Source organism: Pseudomonas sp. H1h, from assembly GCF_000633255.1.
Lineage (GTDB): Bacteria > Pseudomonadota > Gammaproteobacteria > Pseudomonadales > Pseudomonadaceae > Aquipseudomonas.
In genome coordinates this window covers 241,687-257,448 of record NZ_AYMJ01000003.1, presented here as the reverse complement: position 1 = coordinate 257,448, position 15,762 = coordinate 241,687, and the positions used below count along the sequence as shown (strand labels likewise).

Here is a 15,762-nt window from a genome sequence, read left to right as displayed (position 1 = left end):
TGGCTGCGCAAGGGTAGCATTTGTACTCAGGGTCTCGTTTTACAGGTAAGCAGCGATGATCCTCCTGACAGTGATCAACGCCTGCTCCAACACATCCATTTCCACCGACCCCAGCGCCAGCCGAATCGCATGCGGCACATGCGCCGATACCGCAAACGGCTCGGCCGTGGTCACCGAAATCTGCTCGTGCATCAACTCCACCACGATCTGATCAGCGCGCACGTCTTCCGGTAATGGCAGCCACAGGAAGTACGAATTCGGATGGGCAACGCACGGCAAGCCTTTGAGCAACCGGACGGCCAGTGCCTGGCGGGCCTGAGCGTCGCTGCGCTTTTGCGCTTCCAGCTCGATCACGGTGCCATCGTCAAGCCAGCCACAGACAATCGCGGTCATCAGCCCCGGCGTGTTCCAGGTGGTTGCGCGGATAATCCGCTCCAATGCCGGCACGCTGGCTGCAGGTGCGGCGATGAAGCCAACGCGCAGGCCGGTGGCGATGTTCTTCGAAAGACCAGAGACGTAAACCGTGCGCTCCGGCGCAAGATCAACCAAGGGCCGCGGCGGGTTTTCCACCAGAAAGGCGTAGGCCGCGTCTTCGATGAGGGTCAGATCATGCCGCCGCGCGATGGCTACCAGTTCCTCGCGCTGCGCAAGCGGCATCACCCAGCCCAGCGGATTGTGCAGGGTCGGCATGCTGTACACGGCACGTACCGAACGACTGCGACAGAGTTTTTCCAGCGCTGGCAGATCCGGCCCGTGCTCGTTGACCGGGATCGCCACCACTTCCAGATGCAACGCTTCGGCCAGCACCTTGAACCCGGAATACGTCAACGCATCGGCGGCAATCACGTCGCCGGGCTTGAGCAACGCCATCAGCGTCACCGCCAGCCCCTGCTGGGCACCGTTGACGATCAGCACTTGCTCGGCATCCACCGTCACCCCGCGACTGCGCAAATGCCGGGCAACCGAGGCCCGCTCATGGGCACGACCGGCATGCGGCTGATAGCGCAACAAGGCTTCCAGGTCACCGGACAATGCCAACTGACGCAAGGCGCTGCGCAACAACTGCGTCTGACCGGGCAACGACGGGTAGTTGAAATTGAGGTCGATCATGCCGGCCGCGACATCTTTCTGATCGATGCCCTGCCCCGGTGACAACGAAGTTTCACGCACAAAAGTACCGCGCCCGGTTTCGCCGCTGACCAGCCCCATGGCTTCGAGTTCGGCATACACCCGCGAGGCCGTGACCAGCGCCAACCCTTCCTGCGTGGCCAGCTGCCGGTGCGTCGGCAGTCGCGTGCCGGGGGCCAGTCGACCGGTGCGAATGTCGGCGGCGTAAGTGTCAACGAGGGTCTTGTAACGGGAACGCGACATGTCGGGATGTATCCATGACAATTTTTTGATTGTCCTGATTCTCGATCATAGGATTCTCTCAAAGCAACCCACAATGAGCGTGAATCGTATGGAACGGACTTCGAACCTGAGCAACCCTGCACTGGAAAAAACCAGCGGATGGATCAACGGCTTTATTGGCGTGGTGTTCTTCAGCGGCTCGCTGCCGGCCACGCGCCTGGCAGTGCTGGAGTTTGACCCGGTGTTTCTCACCGTCGCGCGTGCGGCCATTGCCGGCGTGCTGGCCGTGGCGTTGTTGTGGTTGTTCCGTGAACGGCGACCGGCAAGGGATCAGTGGTTGTCATTGGTCATCGTGGCATTGGGCGTCGTGCTCGGCTTCCCGCTACTGACGGCGCTGGCCCTGCAACACGTGACGTCGGCACATTCGATTGTGTTCGTTGGCTTGCTGCCGCTGGCGACTGCGTTGTTTGGTGTGTTGCGCGGTGGCGAGCGTCCGCGCCTGGTGTTCTGGATCTTCTCGATCCTCGGCAGTGCGCTGGTGGTTGGATTTGCCTTGTCGCAAGGGCTGTCCGCCTCGCCCACCGGTGACCTGCTGATGCTGGCCTCGATTCTGGTCTGTGGCCTCGGTTATGCCGAAGGCGCAAAGCTGTCGCGCACGCTGGGTGGCTGGCAGGTGATCTGTTGGGCGCTGGTCTTGTCGCTGCCATTGATGGCCGTCGCGAGCCTGTGGCTGGCGCCGCCGTCGTTCAGCGGCATCAGCGTGTCGGCATGGGTCTGCCTGGGCTACGTTTCGCTGTTCAGCATGCTGATTGCCTTTGTGTTCTGGTATCGCGGACTGGCCCAAGGCGGGATCGCGGCCGTCGGACAGTTACAGTTGCTGCAACCGTTTTTTGGCCTGGCCTTGGCAGCGACGTTACTGCATGAGCACGTCAGCATCGGCATGCTGGCGGTGACGGTAGGCGTCATCCTCTGCGTGGCCGGGGCCAAGAAATTCGCCCGGTAGTCCTCTTTGGGATCCCACTGGGGATTAGTGACTGATGAAGAATTGGGGGCTGGCCGAGATCGAAGGGTGGGAGTGGGCTTGCTCACGAAGGGGGCGGTACATCCGGCATCATTGTTGATTGATCTGACGCCTTCGCGAGCAGGCTCGCTCCCACAGGGGCCGGCGTATCCGGCATCGATTCTGATTGACCTGACGCTTTCGCGAGCAAGCCCGCTCCCACACTGGATTGGTGGTGGATGAAGGATTTGGGGGCTGGCCAAGATCGAGGGTGGGAGTGGGCTTGCTCACGAAGGGGGCGGTACATCCGGCATTCATGTCGACTGATCTGACGCTTTCGCGAGCAGGCTCGCTCCCACAGGGGCCGGCGTATCCGGCATCGATTCTGATTGACCTGACGCTTTCGCGAGCAAGCCCGCTCCCACACTGGATTGGTGGTGGATGAAGGATTTGGGGGCTGGCCAAGATCGAGGGTGGGAGTGGGCTTGCTCACGAAAAGGCCGGCATATCCGGCCTTGATGTCGACTGATCTGACGCTTTCGCGAGCAGGCTCGCTCCCACAGGGGCCGGCACATCTGGCATTCATGTCGACTGATCTGACGCTTTCGCGAGCAAGCCCGCTCCCACACTGGATTGGTGGTGGATGAAGGATTTGGGGGCTGGCCAAGATCGAGGGTGGGAGTGGGCTTGCTCACGAAGGGGCCGGCGTATCCGGCCTTGATGTCGACTGATCTGACGCTTTCGCGAGCAGGCTCGCTCCCACAGGGGCCGGCATATCCGGCATTCGTGTTGACTGGCCTGACGCCTTCGCGAGCTGGCTTGCTCCCACAATTGATCAGTCGTGTTCCACTCCGGCGCGTTTCAACAGTTTCTTGCAGCGCTCGGACAGGTGAAACACCTGCAACTCCTTGCCAGCCTTGGCGTAACGCTCGCGCAAGGTTTTCAGCGCGGCAATCGCCGAGTAATCGACAAAGCTCAGATGCCGGCAATCCAGCGTGACTTTGGCTGGGTCATTGGCCGGGTCGAACTGGTTGAGGAACGGCGTGGTCGAGGCAAAAAACAGCGTGCCGTGCAGGCGGTAGAGTTTGCTACCGTCAGCTTCGAGGTGCGCGTCGGCGTACAACTCACGGGCCTGCTGCCAGGCAAAATTCAGCGCAGCGATGATGATCCCGCACAGCACGGCAGTAGCCAGGTCGGTGAACACGGTGATGGTGGTCACCGCGATGATCACCAGCACATCGTTGAGCGGCACTTTGTTCAGCACCCGCAACGAGGCCCAGGCGAAGGTCTGCTGCGACACCACAAACATCACGCCCACCAGCGCCGCCAGCGGAATACGCTCGATCAGCGGCGACAGAAACAGGATGAACAACAGAATCAGCCCCCCCGCCACTACCCCGGACAAGCGCCCGCGTCCGCCGGAGCTGAGGTTGATCACAGTCTGGCCGATCATCGCGCAACCGCCCATGCCACCGAATGCGCCAGAGACCATGTTCGCCGCACCCAGCGCCACGCACTCGCGATCCGGGTAGCCACGGGTTTCGGTGATTTCGTCGGTGAGGTTGAGGGTCAGCAGGGTTTCCAGCAGGCCGACCAGCGCCATCAGAATCGCGTACGGAGCGATGATCTGTAGAGTCGCCAGGTTCCACGGGATGTCCGGCAGCGCGAAGCTCGGCAGGCCGCCGGCGATATGCGCCATGTCGCCAAGGGTTCTGGTCGGTAAACCGAACAGGTAAACCAGCAGCCCCACACCAAGGATCGCCACCAGTGCCGGCGGCACCGCGCGGGTCAGGCGTGGCAAGAGGTAGACGATGGCCATGGTCAGCAGCACCAGCCCGGTCATCAGGTACAGCGGTGTGCCGCTGAGCCAGTGTTCGCCGCTCTTGAAGTGCTCCAGTTGTGCCAGCGCGATGATGATCGCCAGGCCGTTGACGAACCCGAGCATCACCGGGTGCGGCACCATGCGCACCAGTTTGCCAAGGCGCAGCAAGCCGAAGGCCATCATGATCAAGCCGCCGAGCAGCACCGTCGCCAACAGGTATTGCACCCCGTGCTGCACCACCAGCGCAACGATCACCACCGCCATCGAACCCGCGGCCCCGGAAACCATCCCCGGCCGGCCGCCAAACAACGCGGTCAACGTGCAAATGGTAAAGGCGCCGTACAGGCCCATCAGCGGATTGAGGTGGGCCACCAGCGCAAATGCAATGCATTCGGGCAACAAGGCAAACGAGGTGGTGAGTCCGGCCAGGACATCGGCGCGCAGACGTATCGGTTTCATGGCTTACCTGACTGAGCGGCCGACGAGCGTGGCCGCGGATGTTCGTATAAAAGCGGGGGGCGGATGTTACGGAATAGTTTGGAATCGGGCCAGCGATCGCTGACACCCGTCGACTCGCGATTTATGCTGACGCGCTTCTACCACCATCGAGTACGACCATGACTGCATTGCTGAGTGCCCGCGACGTTTGCCAGCGCCTGCGCGAGGCAGCGCTGGGTGTACTGAAGTTCGAAAGATGCATGACACCCGCCGACGGCGGACTGGCTGCGGTCGATATCGAGGGCTGGCGTCTGTTGCTGGATGTTGAGGGTGGGCGCTTGCATCACTGTGACCATTGCCGCTGTCCGGACGGCCGCGAATGGCGGTTCGACAGCCGTTACGGCACCGACCCGGTGAATCTGCTCAGCACCTGGGAGCTGGCACAGATCGAGAGTCTATTGAAGCACTGAGCGCTTCATGGGCGAAGACGGTTGCCCAATGATGGCACTCTGCCCATAATTCGCCCCCCTTTATTCCGCACGCAAGGAAACGCCGTGAAAAAGTCTCTGTTGTTGATCCCGATGCTGGCCGTGCTGCTGCAAGGTTGTGGCATGACCATGACTCGCTATGAGCCAAGCTACGAAAACGTTCAGAAGCTCAAGCAGACCCCTCCCCTGCATGCGATCAGCAATCCGCAAGTGAGTGCCGAGTCCGGCGAGGGTTCGCTGACGGTGCGGGCCAACCCGGTGCGCTCGCCGTCCGGCAGCATCCCGGCGCACATTCAGGACGCCATCACCGAAGAGCTGCGCAAGGCCGGCCTGCTTGATCCGCAAGCCCAGCGTCAGCTGAAAGTGCTGGTGGTGAAGAACAACTTGTCGGCCGGCATGGGCACAGGCGATGGCGAACTCGCTGCACGCTTCACGCTGCTTGACGGTCAGCACGTGGTCTACGACGCGACCAAGAATGTCAGCAGCCAGTGGAGCAGCAGCTTCTTCGGTTTCATTGCGATTCCGAATGCGGTGAATGCCTACAACCCGATGCTGCGCGATCTGCTGAAGGAACTGTACAGCGATCCTCAGTTCATTCAGGCCCTGAAATAAGGGCAAAAAAAGAGCCGCGATTGCGGCTCTTTTTTTCGCATCACGCCCGTGGAATACGAGTCTCGAGCGCCGAGTATTTAAGGTGGTTGTTGTCGATCATTTGCTTGAGCAGCGCATTGACCTGACGGGCGAACGTGTCATTGACCGCCGCCTTCGGGGTATTGCCCATCAGCGGAATGAACCAGATGCCGATCCAGGTACCCACCGCATCGTGGTTGCTCGCGGTGGTCAGGGCCTGACCCGTTCCGTCCACGGCTTCGAGGCTCATGGTGTATTGATCAGTGCCGTATGCCGGGATCACCCCCAGACTGAAACCACTGATGAAGCCCAGCACCATCGAACCGGCATTCGGCGGATGGTTGTACATTTTCAGGCGCAGGCTGTAATCGCCCGGTTGCTTCTGGAACTCGTCCAGCGTGACACGGCCAAACAGGCCGGAATCGCTCAGAATCTTTTGCAGCTCTGGTTTGAGCTGGTCACGTGCCTGCGGCACCTCTACAGCCGAAGCGCTTTTCGGCTCGCCCTGATAGAAGTCGAAATCCACATAGACATTGGGCTTGTTGGCGTAGCTGGCCATCGATGGCAGTTTGACCGGCGCCACTTCGTCTTTGGTGAAACTGGCACAACCACCCAGCGTAAACACCAGGCCCAGCGCCAGGATTTTCCCGAATTGCATATTGTCTTCCCTATCTGAACCGAGCCAAGTGATATCAAAGAGCCTCCATTGCGGAGGCCGGGCGGATTCTAGAGAGAGCAGTCGCTTGAGGAAAGACTGAATCGGGAAATTTACACAAAAAGTCAGTCAGTCCTGCCGCAGATCGAGCATATAGGTGTAATAACCGCTATCACGCACATAACCCAGTGACTCGTACAACCCCTGCGCGGTGAAGTTGTCGGTAGCGGTTTCCAGCACCAGCCCTTTGGCGCCGGTCTGCAGCGCAAAGTCGCGGGCCGTGTTCATCAGCAATCGCCCGGCCCCGCGACCACGGGCGGCAGGCGCGGTGAACAGGTCGCTGAGCAGCCAGGTGCGGTGGGCATCGATCGAGGAAAACGTCGGATACAACTGTACAAAGCCCAGCGCTCCGCCGTTTTCATCCTGCGCAAGAAAAATCGCCGACTCATCGCCGGCCATGCGCTCGGAAATGAACGCTCGCGATTGCGCCAGATTCGACGGCTGCTGATAGAAACCGCGATAAGCGTCGAACAGCTCTGCCACCGCCTCCAACTGAGCCGTGGTCGCGCGCATTACCTGAATAGTCATATCCCCTCCCCGTTATTCCAATGATCGAACCAGCATAGCGCTGTCCGACGAGTTAGCTGGCCTCACCGCTATATAGTTTTGTATATTGCGAAACCGAATTCGCCAGAACCTGCCCATGCCATCCACTCACATCGTATTCCCATGAGCGCCATCCGCGTACGCAACGAGCAACTGATCCTCACCGCCGCCAGCGAGGAGTTTGCCGCCAACGGCTTCGACGCGACCCAGACACGCGACATCGCCGCCCGCGCCGGCGTGCCCAAGGCCAACCTGTATTACTACTTCCAGACCAAGGAAAACCTGTATTGCAAAGTCCTGCTGGGGTTCGTCGAACCGCTGCTGGAAGCCTCGGCAGCGCTGCGTGAAAGCGACGATCCGCTGATTGGCCTGCGCGCCTATGTCGCCGCACGCATCCGCATCGCCCGCGAGCATCCGGCGATTGCCAAAGTGTTCAGTGGTGAACTGCTGCTCGGCGGTCGACAGTTGCCGGACGAATGCCGTGACCTGCTGCACGCCGAAGCCCGACGCAACGTCGACTGCCTGCGCAGCTGGATCGAGCGCGGCTTGCTGGCACCGGTGGACCCGGAGCATCTGATGCTGTTCATCTGGTCGGCAACCCGCACCTACACCAACATCGGCTGGCAAATGGGCTGCATCACCGGGCGCCCGGTGCCGCAGGATGAGGACTACCAAACGGCAGCGGATACGATTACGCGGATGGTGCTGGAGGGGGTGGTGTCGGAGCCGGTGGCGAGTGCGCGAGGGTGGATGTTTGCGACTTGAGCCAAGCGGGGCCTGCAGGGCAGCCCCGTCGATGTGTCGCTCAGTCCCTCGCGGTAGAGAATCAGGGCATGAAATCCAGCGGCAAAGTCTCACCGTTTGCTATTCGCTTATGCCAGGCAAGCAGCGCTTCGGGCACACGTTTTTTCCATTGCGGTACGTTGGTGTAATAGCGGGCACGCAATTGACGCTGCTCATCGAACACCAATAACACGAGCCATATCCGAGCGTCCGGCGCTCGCATCAGGATGCCTGCATTGGTATTGGCCAGCCCACGTAACCAGAACTCATCGACCTGAGCATCCGGCACATCGCTGGAAGCCTCGCCCGTCACCATCGAGCCGCTGTTTTGCAACAACGTCTGATAATCGCCTTTGAGCAGCGTGTGCAACAGCTCGTTTTCCTGCTCAGTCCGCGCCACCCCCAGACTGAGCAGGTCGTAATCAATCGACAGTGACTGTTCCGACGCCACGTAGCGCCCGCCGTAATAAACCCCCATACCACCACCGCAAGTAGGGTCTGCACCATCTTGTGCAATGTCCAACAGTCCATTGAATGCGCTGAATTTCAACGAACAGTCGTCTTGGGCATAGTGCGCTTCGCTGCCCTCAATGGTGGCGACGCCATCCATGTCGCCGGAGTTGGCGCCGGCCACGCCTGAAATATCAAAGGCGATATGAGTGGCATCGATACGCTTGGTATTCACCACAACCGCCGCTGAAACGCCCCATGGAATGAGCTGCCAGGTCGCATCCCAATTGAAGGGTTTTGTCATGAACTCCAGGGCCTTGAGGCGCATCAGGTATTGCCGGCGCAAACAAGCAACCTCCGCAGCACATTCATTGCGTTGCTTCAGCCAGCCTCGTTGATCGACCTTCAAGGCTTTCGAATCCACAACGTTCGGCAACGTAGCACGCCACAGCGAGCCCAGTTTCTCATCAAGATTCGAGATATAGGGATCAGAGCAAATGGTTTTTTCAGCCGGACTGGTGGCGCTAGCGCAATCGAAACTGCTGGCGTGTACAGCGGGAATGAACATCAGGGACGCCAGCAGAAAAACGTGGCGGGGTTTCAAAGACAACATCGACAGATTCCATTCTTCGGGGCGGCGGCATTATGCCAGCGAAGTGTTGTCAGTGCTGCCACCTTCGCGAGCAGGCTCGCTCCCACAGGGTACTTATGCCGGACAGGGAAACCTGCGAACACCACACATTATTGTGGGAGCGGGCTTGCTCGCGAAGGCGTCAGGTCAGTCGACATTGATGCTGGCTGTGCCGGCGCATTCGTGAGCAAGCCCACTCCCACTTTTGATCTCGGTCAGCCGCAAATCCTTCATCCACCCACAATCCCCAGTGGGAGCGGGCTTGCTCGCGAAAACGTCGTGCCCGCCAACACATGCGTCACAGGCACACCGCTTTCGTCGGAACGCCGCCCGGAGCAGGCTCGCTCCCACAGGGAATATCCGCGGGCTCTAGAAAACGATATCGGCTGCGGGTTTGACGTCGATACGGCCGGTAGCACCCGTCAGGTGCGCCAGGTCTTTGTTGTGTTCGGCGATGATGTCTTCGGCGCTCATGTTGCCGTTGTCGAGGGTGGAGTGGGCGTCCGCGACGAGCACCACGTCATACCCCAGTTGATGGGCCTGACGCACGGTGGCGTTGACGCAGTAATCGGTTTGCAGGCCGCAAATGATCAGGCGTTCGAAGTCTTCGCCGGGCAGCAGTTTGCCCAGGTCGGTCAGGTAGAACGAATCCGGGGTGGTTTTGCGTACACGCAGGTCCTGCGTATCAGTCAGCAAGCCTTCGGCCAGTTGCCAGCCTTCGGCGCCGTGGGCCAGCGGGCTGTCGTTTTCTTCATGCTGAATCAGCACCACCGGCACACTGGCCTCACGCGCGCGCGTGCTGAGCTGGTTGATGGTGGCGATGACGCGGTGGATGTCGAAGCACTGGTACTGGCCGGAGCAGAGGACCTGCTGGACGTCGATGATCAGCAATGCGCTAGACATGATGGGCCTTCCTTGATCGATCCTTGAGACGGGGGCGGACCAAAGTCCGCCTCCCCTCTTTTACGCCTGTCAGTAACCCAGTGACAACCCGGTATTGCGCCGTGGATCGTTGGCGCCGTAGAAACGGTTTTTGCCCACCGGCTTACCGTCCAGCGACGGCGCACCGACCAGGATCGCAGCGATATGGTTGGCGTCCTGCGGCCCTGCAAACTTGTGGCCCCAGCTCTCGAGGATCTTCTTCGTGTCGGGGCTGGCGGCGAAGTCTTCGAGGTTGGTTTGCTCCGGCATCCATTGCTGGTGGAAACGTGGTGCGTCGACCGCTTCCTGCAGGCCCATGCCGTAGTCGATGACGTTGAGCATGGTCAGCAAGGTGGCGGTGATGATCCGGCTGCCACCCGGCGTGCCGACCACCATGACCACTTTGCCGTCCTTGGTGACGATGGTCGGGCTCATCGACGACAGCGGGGTTTTACCCGGCGCGATGGCGTTGGCTTCACCCTGGACCAGACCATACATGTTCGGCACGCCGACCTTGGAGGTGAAATCGTCCATTTCGTCGTTGAGGATCACCCCGGTCTTGCTCGCCATCACGCCGGCGCCGAACCAGTCGTTGAGGGTGTAGGTCACCGACACCGCGTTGCCCCACTTGTCGACGATCGAATAGTGCGTGGTGTTGTTGCCTTCATGCGGCGCGACGCCGGGTTTCAACTCGGCGGAGATCCCGGCCATCTGCGGCTGGATCGCGTTGCGCAGTTTGGTTGCGTAGTTCTTGTCCAGCAGGTGCTCAATCGGGTTCTTGACGAAATCCGGGTCGCCCAGATAGCTGTTGCGGTCCACATAGGCGTGGCGCATCGCTTCGATCTGGTAATGCATGCCCTGGGCCGAATGGAAGCCCAGGTCCTTCATCGGATAGCCTTCGAGGATGTTCATGATCTCGCAGATCACCACCCCGCCGGAGCTTGGCGGTGGCGCCGAGACCACGTGGTAGCCACGGTAATCGCACTCCACCGGGGCCAGTTCGCGGGTCTTGTATTTGTCGAGATCGGCCTGGGTGATGATGCCCTTGTTGGCCTGACTGGAGGTGACAATGGCGTCGGCTACCCAGCCTTTATAGAAACCATCGGCGCCTTTTTCAGAAATGGTGCGCAGGGTTTTCGCCAGATCCTTCTGCACCAGTTTCTGCCCGACCTGCATCGGTTCGCCGTTGTGCAGGAAGATCGACCCGGAATCGCGCATGTCCTTCTTGAACACATCGGTGGCGTAGTCCAGCAGATCGACGTCGCCCTGCTCCAGTTCGAAACCGTCTTCAGCCAGTTTGATCGCCGGGGCGATCATGTCCTTGCGCGGCTTGGTGCCGTACTTGCTCAGCGCCAGCTCCATGCCTGACACGGTGCCTGGCACTGCCACGGCGAGATGGCCACGGGTGCTCAGGTCCGGGACGACGTTGCCGTCCTTGTCCAGGTACATGTTGGCGGTCGCCGCCAGCGGGGCTTTTTCGCGGAAATCGAGGAACGTCTTGCGCCCGTCCGCCAGCTGAATGGTCATGAAACCGCCACCGCCGAGATTGCCGGCTGCGGGATAGACCACCGCCAGCGCATAGCCAACGGCAACCGCGGCATCCACGGCGTTGCCACCGTTTTTCAACACATCGATGCCGACGTGGGAGGCCAGGTGTTGGGCGGTGACCACCATGCCGTTCTCGGCGGCAACCGGTGCCACCGACGCAGCGTGGGCCATGAGGCAGCTCAGTGCCAGTGACGTCGCAATCAGCGTTTTGGCCAAAGGTTCGTACTTCATGAGTCGATCTCTTTTATTGTTTTTGGATTCTGTGCAGGACAGAAAGGAACGCTTCAAAAGCAACAAGCAGTATGGCCGCTATTGCGATTTGCGCCTCCTCGATCAGGCAGTATGCTGGGCGCTCTTGCCGTGCCGATCCGGAGTTCTGCCCATGCCCTACACGTTCATCACCCTGCCCTCACCGGTCGGCGAATTGAAGCTGGTCGCGAACGGCGCACGACTGGCGGCCATCCTCTGGGAAAACGATAAACCAGGCCGGGTGCGCCTCGGGCCGATGACGCAAGCGCCGGACGATCCGTTCCTGCAGAAAGCCGCTCGGCAGTTGCAAGAATATTTTGCCGGCAACCGCGACTGCTTCGATCTGGAGCTGGATTTCGTCGGTACCGATTTTCAGAAGAAGGTCTGGGCTGCGCTGCTGACCATCCCTTTTGGCGAAACCCGCACCTACAGCCAGATCGCCGAACAGATCGGCAGCCCGACCGCCGTGCGAGCGGTGGGCGCTGCGAACGGGCGCAATCCGATTTCCATTGTCGCGCCGTGTCATCGGGTGATCGGCGCGTCGGGGAAGTTGACCGGATTTGCCGGAGGGCTTGAGGCCAAGGAGCGGTTGCTGACGCTGGAGGGTGGCCAGTGGTCAGCGATTGGCACAACCGGGGATCTGTTCTGACTCAGGCACTGAACAGGTTATTCATTGCCGCATACTGCAACAGCATGATGGTCTTGGCGTCGCAGATCTCGCCGCGATGGAACGCCGCCAACGCGTCATCAAAGGCCCACTCCAGCACTTCCAGTTCTTCGGTCTCCTCTTCCAGGCCACCACCCTCGCTGACCTTCGACTTCGCGTCGTACTCGGCGATGAAGAAGTGCAGTTTCTCGGTCACCGAGCCAGGGCTCATGTAGGCCTCGAACACCTTCTTCACCTCGTGCACGCGGTAGCCGGTTTCCTCTTCGGCCTCGTCGCGGATCCGCTGTTCCGGCGCCGCACCTTCCAGCAGCCCCGCCGCCACTTCGATCAACAAGCCATCGTGGCCATTGACGAATACCGGCAGCCGGAACTGTCGGGTCAGCACCACGCTGCGCTTGTTGCGGTTGAACAGCAGAATCGCTGCACCGTTGCCACGGTCGTAGACCTCACGGGTCTGGCGCTGCCAGTCGCCATTGTTACGCAGGTAGTCAAAGGTGATTTTTTTCAACAGGTACCAGTCGTGGGACAACACTTGGGTGTCGACAATGTTGACCCGCTTGGCTGTGTCGGACATGACGCATGATCCTTCTGTCATCGCAAAGCCCCCATAGTCGAATAATCGCGCCCACAAAAAAAGCCCGGCAGTGCAGCCGGGCTTGTTTACGGGCGTCAGCGTGGCTTCACAGATCAACCAAATGCCGATCGATGCGCTTGAGCACGCCCTGGATCAGGTTCATCGCACTGTCAGCCCGAAACGGCAGGTTGAGCGACGGCTCGCATATTTCCATCTCCATGATCATCGGCCGGCCGGCATAATCGCGGATCACATCGACCCGGCCATAGAGCAGCGGCAGCTCCAGACCCAACACCTGCGCAGACGCCACAAGCGCGGAAAGCGCCACCGCCTGCTCCTCGGCATCCGCCTCTCGCGGCTGGCGAAACTCGGGGGTCGGAACGTTGACCGTGCCGTCCGCCATGAGCATGGCGCCCTTGCGGATGGAATGGCTGAACGTGTCATCGAAGAACGTCAGGTCCGTCTCGCCATACGTGTCGATGGTGGTGATGTACGGCTGGATGATCACATGCGAACCACGCTGTTGCAGCGAACGGATATGCGCCAGCGCCGCAGCGCTGTCATCGCGGACAAACCGTTTGACCCCGCGCGAATACGAACCGATGGTCGGCTTGACGACAAACTCATGGCTGTCGCTGTTCGCCCGCAGGAAGTCCGCCAGAAATCCTTCGGGAGTATCGTCAGGCGCCAGGAACACGCTGGGAATGATCGGCACGCCGCGCGCAGCAATGTCCTTCAGGTACAACTTGTTCAATCCCCAACGGGCCACGGACGGCACGTTCAACAGGCAGGTCAGTGCGTGCACCTTGTCGCACCAGGCAAAAAACGCGTCGAGGTTTTCAATGCAATCCCACGGTGAGCGAATCAACACGGCGGTGTAGGCCGCCCAATCGATTGATTCATCGTCCCAGAAGCACACATCGGCCTTGATCGACAGTTGCTCGCAAGCCTGGAGCAATGGCGGCATGTCGTAATCGATGTGCAGGTTCGGCTTATCTGTGACGAGTGCAAGCTTAATCATGAAGAATCCCTTCTACTGAACAACAAGAATAAAAACCGCCATTGACTCACCAGGGGATGACGCGGTCCTGATGCCGGTAGGTGCCCGTGGGGCCATCGGCGCCGATCATTGCCAGCGCGACACTGGTCCGCGCGCCCTCCTGCACCTCAAGATCACCGGCACCGTCATTCATGCCGGTTTTGGTATAACCGGGATGTACCGCATTCACCTTGATCGGCGTGTCGCGAAGTTCGTAAGCCAGGTGCACCGTCCACGAATTCACGCCACTTTTACTGGCGCTATACCCCGGCAAGGATTTGAACATCGGTGAATAGGCGTATGAATCAACGTCGGTATGAGTGGTGAGCGATGCCAGCAGGCTGGAGACGTTGACGATGCGTCCGGCCGGGGATTTGTGAATCAGCGGCAGTAAGTGCTGCGTCACCGCGACCATGCCGAACAAGTTGGTTTCAAACGTCTGTCGCCACTGTTCGAGTGGCTGTTGCGAAGGGTTCAACCCGTAGGATTCGATGCGAATCGCGGCGTTATTGATCAGGATGTCGAGCCGACCGAACCGAGCCTCCAGCAGTTTGGCCGCCGAGGCGATGCTGTTTTCATCCGTGACATCCAGCAGGCACGGAAAGGCCTTCAGGCCCATGCCGACCAGCGTATCGCAGGCCTGCGCGACAGCCTGATAATCCCTGCCGCTGAGCACGACCGTCACCCCTTCACCGGCCAGTTGGCGTGCCACCTCGAAACCGATGCCACGGTTGGCGCCGGTCACCAATGCAACCTTGTCAAAATCGTTCATCGTGCAACTCCAGGCGACGCTCCGCCCTGCCCGCAGGAAGGACGGAGCCAATACGATTCATGAAATTTTCCAGCAGTGGCCCGAACGCTTGCAGATCGGTCAGAAAGGCATCGTGCCCGTCACGGCAATCCAGCCGGACAAAGGTCACCTGCGCGCCATCCTGTCCGAGTCCTTGGGCGATGTGTTGCTGTTGGGCAACAGGAAACAACGTGTCGCTCTCGACCCCCACCACCAGAACCTGCTCGAGGCCTACAGTCTGAAAACCGCCCCGGGGGGTTTTCAGGCAGGCATAAAGGTCGATCGCGCGGCTCAGTTGCAAATAACTGTTGGGATCGAAGTCCCGGGCGAATCGACAGGCATTGGCTTGCAGATAATCCTCAACTTCGAAGTCGTGAGCCGTGCCCGCTGATTTCCCTGCCGACTCATCCGGGCGGGCAAATCGGCGATTCAACTCCGCGCCGGAGCGATAACTCAGCAGGCCCATCTTGCGGGCGAGCGTCATCCCGTGAATCGGCCGCGCATCCGGCGAGTACTCGCCACCGGCCCAGAGCGGGTCACTGCGAATGGCTTCCCGCTGCAATGACCGCAAGGCCGTGGACACCGGAAGCGAACTGGCGGCGCCGCAGAGGTTGATGTGATGCCGGACAAAACCCGGATGCCGGGTCAACAGGGCCAGCGCGCACATGCCGCCCATCGAGGTGCCGATCAGGCAGGCCACTTCATCCATGTCCAACGCCTTCATGGCCATGACGATCGTGTCAGCGATGTCTTCGATGGCCAGCTCGGGAAAACGCGACCGGTAAGGTCTGCCGCTCCTCGGGTCGATGGACATCGGCCCGGTCGTTCCCTTGCAACCGCCCAGGTAGTTGAAACAGATCACGAACCAGCGGTCTGTATCTATCGGCTTGGCCGGGCCGGCAAAGTCTTCCCACCACCCGCTCTCAGGATCGCGGGCGACACTGCAGACATGGCTGTTGGCCGACATGCCGGGGAGGATCAGAACGACGTTGTCGCGACGTTCATTCAGTTGCCCGAACGTCTCATACGTTAGCCTGAGATCTTCCAGTACACCACCACGGTGCATTGGAAACGGGCGCGTGAACGCTATGTAATCTGCTGCCGGAAGAGTTTCCACCATG

At 60.2% G+C, this 15,762-nt stretch carries 16 protein-coding genes; 5 read left to right on the top strand and 11 right to left on the bottom strand.

The features are described from left to right. Positions 1-39: 39 nt before the first annotated feature. Positions 40-1,371, bottom strand: a complete 1,332-nt coding sequence (locus U862_RS0103100; RefSeq protein ID WP_025109051.1) for a PLP-dependent aminotransferase family protein — start codon at positions 1,369-1,371, stop codon at positions 40-42. An 88-nt stretch (positions 1,372-1,459) separates the two neighbouring features. On the opposite strand from U862_RS0103100, the gene U862_RS0103095 reads away from it, so the two are divergent. Continuing rightward, positions 1,460-2,353, top strand: a complete 894-nt coding sequence (locus U862_RS0103095) for a DMT family transporter (RefSeq protein ID WP_025109050.1) — start codon at positions 1,460-1,462, stop codon at positions 2,351-2,353. Between the two features lie 832 nt (positions 2,354-3,185). On the opposite strand, the gene U862_RS0103090 is transcribed toward U862_RS0103095, so the two are convergent. After that, positions 3,186-4,631 carry a SulP family inorganic anion transporter gene (locus U862_RS0103090; RefSeq protein ID WP_025109049.1) on the bottom strand — a complete coding sequence of 482 codons (1,446 nt, stop codon included), beginning with the start codon at positions 4,629-4,631 and terminating at the stop codon, positions 3,186-3,188. A gap of 158 nt (positions 4,632-4,789) precedes the next feature. On the opposite strand from U862_RS0103090, the gene U862_RS0103085 reads away from it, so the two are divergent. Together U862_RS0103085 and U862_RS0103080 are read left to right on the top strand one after the other, a co-directional pair. Further along, on the top strand, positions 4,790-5,080 hold the full coding sequence (locus U862_RS0103085) for a hypothetical protein (protein ID WP_025109048.1): 291 nt from the start codon (positions 4,790-4,792) through the stop codon (positions 5,078-5,080). A gap of 84 nt (positions 5,081-5,164) precedes the next feature. Next, on the top strand, positions 5,165-5,710 hold the full coding sequence (locus U862_RS0103080; protein WP_025109047.1) for a hypothetical protein: 546 nt from the start codon (positions 5,165-5,167) through the stop codon (positions 5,708-5,710). A gap of 40 nt (positions 5,711-5,750) precedes the next feature. Here the strand turns inward: U862_RS0103080 and U862_RS0103075 are convergent, their stop codons facing one another. Then, positions 5,751-6,386 carry a hypothetical protein gene (locus U862_RS0103075; RefSeq protein WP_025109046.1) on the bottom strand — a complete coding sequence of 212 codons (636 nt, stop codon included), beginning with the start codon at positions 6,384-6,386 and terminating at the stop codon, positions 5,751-5,753. A gap of 126 nt (positions 6,387-6,512) precedes the next feature. Continuing rightward, complete coding sequence (locus tag U862_RS0103070; RefSeq protein WP_025109045.1) at positions 6,513-6,971, bottom strand: GNAT family N-acetyltransferase; 459 nt, start codon at positions 6,969-6,971, stop codon at positions 6,513-6,515. Positions 6,972-7,112: 141 nt separating this feature from the next. Between U862_RS0103070 and U862_RS0103065 the strand changes: the two genes are divergently transcribed. After that, entirely contained in the window at positions 7,113-7,754 is a 642-nt protein-coding gene (locus tag U862_RS0103065) for a TetR/AcrR family transcriptional regulator (RefSeq protein WP_025109044.1), read from the top strand. Between the two features lie 61 nt (positions 7,755-7,815). Here the strand turns inward: U862_RS0103065 and U862_RS0103060 are convergent, their stop codons facing one another. From U862_RS0103060 to ggt, 3 genes are all read right to left on the bottom strand, one after another. Further along, positions 7,816-8,835 carry a lysozyme inhibitor LprI family protein gene (locus U862_RS0103060; RefSeq protein WP_025109043.1) on the bottom strand — a complete coding sequence of 340 codons (1,020 nt, stop codon included), beginning with the start codon at positions 8,833-8,835 and terminating at the stop codon, positions 7,816-7,818. A 387-nt stretch (positions 8,836-9,222) separates the two neighbouring features. Beyond that, entirely contained in the window at positions 9,223-9,756 is a 534-nt protein-coding gene (locus U862_RS0103055; protein ID WP_025109042.1) for a cysteine hydrolase family protein, read from the bottom strand. A gap of 69 nt (positions 9,757-9,825) precedes the next feature. Beyond that, on the bottom strand, positions 9,826-11,553 hold the full coding sequence (ggt, locus tag U862_RS0103050) for a gamma-glutamyltransferase (protein WP_025109041.1): 1,728 nt from the start codon (positions 11,551-11,553) through the stop codon (positions 9,826-9,828). Positions 11,554-11,704: 151 nt separating this feature from the next. Between ggt and U862_RS0103045 the strand changes: the two genes are divergently transcribed. Beyond that, positions 11,705-12,220, top strand: a complete 516-nt coding sequence (locus U862_RS0103045) for a methylated-DNA--[protein]-cysteine S-methyltransferase (protein ID WP_025109040.1) — start codon at positions 11,705-11,707, stop codon at positions 12,218-12,220. 1 nt (position 12,221) lies between these two features. On the opposite strand, the gene U862_RS0103040 is transcribed toward U862_RS0103045, so the two are convergent. The 4 genes from U862_RS0103040 to U862_RS0103025 all read right to left on the bottom strand — a co-directional run bounded on the left by U862_RS0103040 (position 12,222) and on the right by U862_RS0103025 (position 15,761). Continuing rightward, positions 12,222-12,812 carry an NUDIX domain-containing protein gene (locus tag U862_RS0103040; protein WP_025109039.1) on the bottom strand — a complete coding sequence of 197 codons (591 nt, stop codon included), beginning with the start codon at positions 12,810-12,812 and terminating at the stop codon, positions 12,222-12,224. A gap of 106 nt (positions 12,813-12,918) precedes the next feature. Continuing rightward, positions 12,919-13,833 (bottom strand): RimK family alpha-L-glutamate ligase, encoded by a 915-nt coding sequence (locus U862_RS0103035; protein ID WP_025109038.1) that lies wholly within the window; start codon positions 13,831-13,833, stop codon positions 12,919-12,921. Positions 13,834-13,879: 46 nt separating this feature from the next. Continuing rightward, positions 13,880-14,623: an SDR family oxidoreductase gene (locus U862_RS0103030; protein WP_025109037.1), complete on the bottom strand. Its 744-nt coding sequence runs from the start codon at positions 14,621-14,623 to the stop codon at positions 13,880-13,882. Further along, positions 14,610-15,761 carry a homoserine O-acetyltransferase gene (locus tag U862_RS0103025; RefSeq protein ID WP_025109036.1) on the bottom strand — a complete coding sequence of 384 codons (1,152 nt, stop codon included), beginning with the start codon at positions 15,759-15,761 and terminating at the stop codon, positions 14,610-14,612. Before U862_RS0103025 ends, U862_RS0103030 begins: the two co-directional genes overlap by 14 nt. Between the last annotated feature and the right edge of the window lies 1 nt (position 15,762).